General features: G+C 71.1%; 6 protein-coding genes and 1 pseudogene. 2 read left to right on the forward strand and 5 right to left on the reverse strand.

All coding sequences use genetic code 11. The features are described 5' to 3' along the window. Positions 1 to 650, reverse strand: a pseudogene (locus GT042_RS15540) (transcriptional regulator); the annotation flags it as partial. Positions 651 to 860: 210 nt separating this feature from the next. On the opposite strand from GT042_RS15540, the gene GT042_RS15545 reads away from it, so the two are divergent. Further along, complete coding sequence (locus tag GT042_RS15545) at positions 861 to 1337, forward strand: hypothetical protein (RefSeq protein ID WP_161309305.1); 477 nt, start codon at positions 861 to 863, stop codon at positions 1335 to 1337. 66 nt (positions 1338 to 1403) lie between these two features. On the opposite strand, the gene GT042_RS15550 is transcribed toward GT042_RS15545, so the two are convergent. Further along, positions 1404 to 2690 (reverse strand): geranylgeranyl reductase family protein, encoded by a 1287-nt coding sequence (locus GT042_RS15550; RefSeq protein ID WP_161309306.1) that lies wholly within the window; start codon positions 2688 to 2690, stop codon positions 1404 to 1406. 107 nt (positions 2691 to 2797) lie between these two features. Here GT042_RS15550 and GT042_RS15555 point away from each other — a divergent pair, with 107 nt between their 5' ends. Beyond that, positions 2798 to 3307, forward strand: coding sequence for a GNAT family N-acetyltransferase (locus GT042_RS15555; protein ID WP_161309310.1), 510 nt, complete (start codon positions 2798 to 2800; stop codon positions 3305 to 3307). A 66-nt stretch (positions 3308 to 3373) separates the two neighbouring features. Here GT042_RS15555 and GT042_RS15560 read toward each other — a convergent pair whose 3' ends face one another. The 3 genes from GT042_RS15560 to mqnC all read right to left on the reverse strand — a co-directional run bounded on the left by GT042_RS15560 (position 3374) and on the right by mqnC (position 6045). Continuing rightward, positions 3374 to 4066 carry a demethylmenaquinone methyltransferase gene (locus GT042_RS15560; protein WP_161309307.1) on the reverse strand — a complete coding sequence of 231 codons (693 nt, stop codon included), beginning with the start codon at positions 4064 to 4066 and terminating at the stop codon, positions 3374 to 3376. An 88-nt stretch (positions 4067 to 4154) separates the two neighbouring features. Beyond that, entirely contained in the window at positions 4155 to 4811 is a 657-nt protein-coding gene (locus tag GT042_RS15565) for a hypothetical protein (RefSeq protein ID WP_161309308.1), read from the reverse strand. Positions 4812 to 4830: 19 nt separating this feature from the next. After that, the gene (gene mqnC / locus GT042_RS15570) at positions 4831 to 6045 is read right to left on the reverse strand and encodes a cyclic dehypoxanthinyl futalosine synthase (protein ID WP_161309309.1); all 1215 of its coding nucleotides are present in this window, start codon (positions 6043 to 6045) and stop codon (positions 4831 to 4833) included. Between the last annotated feature and the right edge of the window lie 119 nt (positions 6046 to 6164).

Consider the following 6164-nt stretch of genomic DNA (forward strand, 5'->3'; position numbering starts at 1 on the left):
GGGGTGCGCCAGCAGAACACCGAGGGCACCAGAAGCAGGCCCCGTCCGGCCAGGTGGAGATCGCGGTCGACGGGATAGTCCGCCTCCAGCACCGGGGGTGACCACCGCAGGGTCGGCCGCAGGCTGTTCAGCAGTCCGTCCGTGCCGTGGTCGAGCAGGGCACGGGCGCGCACAGCCCGGTCGGCGTCGACGAGCGCCTGAATCCTCGGCCAGAGTGGTGCGATCGCGGCATGGTGGTACCCGTGGAGTGCGTCGCCGAGACCGGCGAGGGCGGTCCGGTCGGCATCGGCCAGCGGCCTGGCCCAGGAGGGCGCGGTGGCGAGAACGCCCAGGTCGCGGCGTAACTGCCGGGCCGGCGTGGTCATGACCGTCTCGATGTCCGTCGCCACGTCCGGGGCCGTCGGCGTCGGGGTCAGGAAGTCGGGGAAGGGCCCTGTTCCGGGGGCCAGATAGCGGAGCAGCCGGGCCTGCGGCCTGGGCACGCCGGATAATCGCTCCCTGCTGCGTGCGCGCCAGGGGTCGAACACGGCCCGGCCCTGGGTGTTCGCCAGGATGTTCAGGCTCAGCACGATCTCCCAGAGCGGGTCCGGACCCCTGGCTATCCTCAACCGCGCCAGATCCTCGGTGGTGAAGTGCAGCCGTATCCGCACAGTTACCCCTTTCCCACGCCGGCCCTCCTCCCATTCTCGACGCTCCGCACCTCCCTTGACCAGCGTCTTTCGGCCGGGACGACAGGACCTCGCGAACCGGCCCGAAGGCCGGTCACTCTGGTGTGCACCCGAGTCAGACACCCTGTTCCGCTTCACGGTCAAGGCATCGACGGCACGGGCGGGCAGGCCACGAGGGAGGGAACGGACCAGATGAATCCGGTAAAACGCATAGGCACGGCCATGGCCGTGAGCATGCTGATGGCGGCCACGCTGCTGGGCATGACGGGCTCGTCCGCCGCAGCACAGGACAACGGGCTCAGCGAAGTCCGGGCCACGGTCGCTTCGGTCATGGGCGCGGACGTCGCTGCCCAGGGCCGCCGGGTCGACGCGAAGACCATGGAGTACAACGGGTTCACCGCGACCAAAGCTGTGCCCCATGCTGATCTGATCTGTAGCTACAAGTACCTGTGCATGGTCGTACGCGGCACCACGTTCAGCTTCACCACCTGCAAGGTGTGGACCGTTTCCAACTGGTACGGCACGGGTCCGTGGGAGAACAACCAGACCCCGGGGACGGTCGCCCGGTATTACGGGCAGTCGGGCGGCGAGCTCGTCAATATGCGATCGACCGCATACAGCGAGGGTACGGCGGACTGGGGTCCGGTGTATTCACTGCGCCCCTGCTGACCAACCCGTCCGGCCGCCGTCCGCCGGGCCGCTCGGCCTTGTGCCGTGCGGCCCGGTCGTGGGCGGTCACGCCTTCGGGGCCACCTTCGACAGGCCGTTGATGATGCGGTCCGACGCGTCGCCGCCCGTCGGGTCCGTCAGGTTGGCCAGCATCTTCAGCAGGAACTTCATCAGCAGCGGGTGCGTCAGGCCGCGCTGGGCCGCGATCTTCATGATCTTCGGGTTGCCGATGAGCTTCACGAAGGCGCGGCCCAGCGTGTAGTAGCCGCCGTACGTCTCCTTCAGGATGCGCGGGTAGCGCTGGAGCACCAGCTCCCGCTGGGCGGGGGTCGCGCGGGCGTGGGCCTGGACGATCACCTCGGCGGCGATCTGGCCCGACTCCATGGCGTACGCGATGCCCTCACCGTTGAACGGGTTGACCATCCCGCCCGCGTCCCCCACCAGCAACAGGCCCCGCGTGTAGTGCGGCTGACGGTTGAACGCCATCGGCAGCGCCGCGCCGCGGATCGGCATCGTCATGTTGTCCGGGGTGTAGCCCCAGTCTGCCGGCATCGACGCGCACCACGCCTTGAGCACCTCGCGCCAGTCCAGCTCCTTGAAGGCGTCGGACGTGTTGAGCACGCCCAGGCCGACGTTGGACGTACCGTCGCCCATCCCGAAGATCCAGCCGTACCCCGGCAGCAGCCGGTCCTCGCCCGGACCGCGCCGGTCCCACAGCTCCAGCCAGGACTCCAGGTAGTCGTCGTCGTGGCGGGGCGAGGTGAAGTACGTACGGACCGCGACGCCCATCGGCCGGTCCTCGCGCCGGTGCAGACCCATGGCCAGCGACAGCCGCGTGGAGTTGCCGTCGGCGGCCACCACGAGCGGCGCGTGGAAGGTGACCGGGGTCTTCTCCTCGCCCAGCTTCGCGTTCACGCCCGTGATCCGGCCGGTGCGCGCGTCCGTGATCGGCGCGCCCACGTTGCAGCGCTCGTACAGCCGCGCACCCGCCTTCTGCGCCTGGCGGGCGAGCTGTTCGTCGAAATCGTCCCTCTTCCGGACCAGTCCGTAGTCCGGGTACGAGGCGAGATCCGGCCAGTCCAGCTGGAGCCGCACCCCGCCGCCGATGATCCGCAGGCCCTTGTTGCGCAGCCAGCCCGCCTCCTCGGAGATGTCGATGCCCATCGACACGAGCTGCTTGGTGGCGCGCGGGGTCAGACCGTCGCCGCAGACCTTCTCGCGCGGGAACGCCGTCTTCTCCAGCAGCAGGACGTCCAGGCCCGCCTTGGCGAGGTAGTAGGCGGTCGTCGAACCGGCCGGACCGGCGCCGACGACAATCACATCCGCGGTGTGTTCGGAGAGGGGCTCGGTCACAGCGGGTTCTCCCGAAGACTCGAAAATGGCGTACCGGACGGCACGGGACCTGTGCAGTCTATTCGTGCGCACCGACCGCCACGTTGAAGGGCCTGCCCGTGAAGGACATGACCAAGTCGCCGCCCGTCGTGCACCTGCGCGTCCCCACCGAGGAGGACGCCCTCGCCTGGCACCGGCTCTTCGACCACCCCGAGGTGATGGAGTTCCACGGCGGCGCGTCCGCCGAGCACTCGGTGTACGAGGAGCTGACCGCCCGCCAGCGCCGCCACGACGCCGAACGCGGCTTCTGCTTCTGGACGCTGGTGGACGGGCACGGCGACGCGATCGGCTTCACCGGCGCCCAGCCGTGGCCGCACGAGACCTTCGGCCCGGTGGGCGAGATCGAGATCGGCTGGCGGCTCGGACGGGAGCACTGGGGACGGGGGTACGTCACCGCCGCCGCGCGCACGACCCTGGAACGGGTCCGCGCGGCGGGCGTCGACCGGGTGGTGGCCATGGTCCGCCCCGAGAACACCCGCTCCGTGGCGGTGATCCGGCGCCTCGGCATGGAGCCGGCGGAGACGTACACGAGCGAGGTGTCGGGGGTCGAGGCGCACTGCTACCGGTTGGAGCTGTGAGCCCGTGGGCAGAGCCGCAGGGAGAGAGGGCGAGACCCCTCGGACCCCTCAGACCCCTCGGACCCCTCAGTCCCGTACGCCCCGGTGCAGCGCCACGATCCCGCCCGTCAGGTTCCGCCACGCCACCCGCGACCAGCCCGCGCCCTGCAACCGCTCCGCCAGCGCGGGCTGGTCGGGCCACGCGCGGATCGACTCGGCGAGGTACACGTACGCGTCCGGGTTGGAGGAGACCGCGCGCGCGGCCGGCGGCAGCGCCCGCATCAGGTACTCGGTGTAGACGGTCCTGAACGGCGCCCACGTCGGGTGCGAGAACTCGCAGATCACCACCCGCCCGCCCGGCTTCGTCACCCGGTACAGCTCACGCAGCGCGCGGTCCGTGTCGTGGACGTTGCGCAGCCCGAAGGAGATCGTGACCGCGTCGAAGACCTCGTCCGCGAAGGGCAGCTTCGTCGCGTCCCCGGCCGTGAACGGCATCCACGGGTGGCGCCTCTTGCCCTCCCGCAGCATGCCCAGGGAGAAGTCGCAGGGCACGACGTACGCGCCGGTCGCGGCGAACGGCTGCGAGGAGGTGGCCGTGCCCGCTGCCAGGTCGAGGATCTTCTCGGCGGGGCGCGCGTGGACGGCCTTCGCGACCGCCTTGCGCCACACCCGGTCCTGCCCGAGCGACAGCACGTCGTTGGTCAGGTCGTAGTTCGCCGCCACGTCGTCGAACATCGAGGCGACTTCGTGCGGCTGCTTGTCCAGGGATGCGCGCGTCACTGGCGTTGGCCTCGCTTGTCTCGGATCCGGTGCGTATCACTACGTACTACTGCGTCCTACGGCCCATTCTCGCAGGCCCGCCCCCGCCTCACGCGCGCCGGTGCACCAGCCGCCCGCCCAGCACCGTCGCGACACAGGTGACCGCGCCGTGCCCGCCCAGGGCCGCGTACGGATCCCCGTCCACCGGCACGTCGAACACCGCGAAGTCCGCGTACAGGCCCTTGTCACCCAGAAGAGGCAGCAGGAACGCCTCCGCCGCCGGCCGTCCCGCGAACGGGTCGAGCGTGGCCGGGCCCGGCGGCTCCGTGGAGCGCCGCTCGATGCCGAGCCCTGAGCGCTGTACGGCGTCCACGACCGCCTCCCGCCACAGGTCGCCCGCGACCGCCACCGCCCCGTGGGCGAGCAGCCGCCGCACCCCGCGCCGCGCGCTCGCGCCCCACCGGGCGTCGGTCATGCCCAGCGCGTCGAGCGCCTCGCCGGTGAGGGGTGCGGTCCCGAGGGTGTCCGCCTCACGGGGGTCCGGGTGGTACGCCCGCTCCAGCAGCTCGGGGCCGTACGGATTGCACAGACCCGGGGTGATGATCCCCGGCCACTGGCGCACGCGTGCCTCCGGACGCGCCGCCGCCAGCCGTTCGTACGGGCCGACGGCCGCCAGGACGGACCCGTCCACGAGGACGGCGCCTCCCGGGACCGGTTCCTCCCCGGCCCCCGGCAGCAGCAGCTCCGCCCGGTGGATCGTCAGCACGACGGCCGCCCCCGCCCGTTCAGTTGGACGCGAGCAGCTTCAGCTCCGGGTGGGCCGTGCCGCCCTCGATCGCCGTGGAGGAGATGTGCGACTGCACCCGGTCGTCGACCGGGTCGTTCGCCGGGTCGTCGTGCACGACGAGGTGTTCGTACGTCGTGGCGCGCTGCGCCGGGACGCGGCCCGCCTTGCGGATCAGGTCGATGATCTCCAGCCGGTTGGAGCGGTGCCTGGCACCGGCCGACGACACGACGTTCTCCTCCAGCATGATCGAGCCGAGGTCGTCGGCCCCGTAGTGCAGCGACAGCTGGCCGACCTCCTTGCCCGTGGTCAGCCAGGAGCCCTGGATGTGGGCGACGTTGTCGAGGAAGAGCCGCGCGATGGCGATCATGCGCAGGTACTCGAAGAGCGTGGCCTGCGTCTGGCCCTTGAGGTGGTTGTTCTCGGGCTGGTACGTGTACGGGATGAAGGCGCGGAAGCCGCCCGTGCGGTCCTGCACGTCCCGGATCATCCGCAGGTGCTCGATGCGCTCGGCGTTGGTCTCGCCGGTGCCCATCAGCATCGTGGACGTCGACTCGACGCCGAGGCCGTGGGCGATCTCCATGATCTCCAGCCAGCGTTCGCCGGACTCCTTGAGCGGCGCGATGGCCTTGCGGGGCCGCGCGGGCAGCAGCTCGGCGCCGGCGCCCGCGAACGAGTCGAGCCCGGCCGCGTGGATGCGGGTGATGGCCTCCTCGGCGGAGACGCCCGAGATGCGGGCCATGTGCTCGACCTCGGACGCGCCGAGGGAGTGGATGACCAGCTGGGGGAAGTCCTTCTTGATCGCCGCGAAGTGCTCTTCGTAGTACTCGACGCCGAAGTCCGGGTGGTGGCCGCCCTGGAACATGATCTGCGTGCCGCCCAGCTCCACGGTCTCCGCGCAGCGGCGCAGGATGTCGTCGAGGCCCCGGGTCCAGCCCTTCTCGGTGTCCTTGGGCGCGGCGTAGAAGGCGCAGAACTTGCACGCCGTGACGCACAGGTTGGTGTAGTTGATGTTCCGCTCGATGATGTACGTCGCGATGTGCTCGGTCCCGGCGTAGCGCAGCCGGCGGGCCGCGTCGGCGGCGGAGCCGAGGGCGTGGAGCGGCGCGGAGCGGTAGAGGTCGAGGGCCTCTTCCGGGGTGATACGGCCCCCGGCAGCCGCACGGTCGAGGACACCAGTGACGTATTCGGACGTGAGGTCGGCCTTCTCGGTCACCGGGGCGGGTCCTTCCCAAGGGGGGGGTACAGCGGCCGATCCAGCCTACGCCAGGCCCCCGGCCCGCCCGGGTCGCGGGGGCACGGGGCGGGCCTCCGGCCGCTCGCGGTCGCGCCCGC

The organism is Streptomyces sp. SID3212 (assembly GCF_009865405.1).
In the GTDB taxonomy this organism is placed as follows: Bacteria; Actinomycetota; Actinomycetes; order Streptomycetales; family Streptomycetaceae; genus Streptomyces.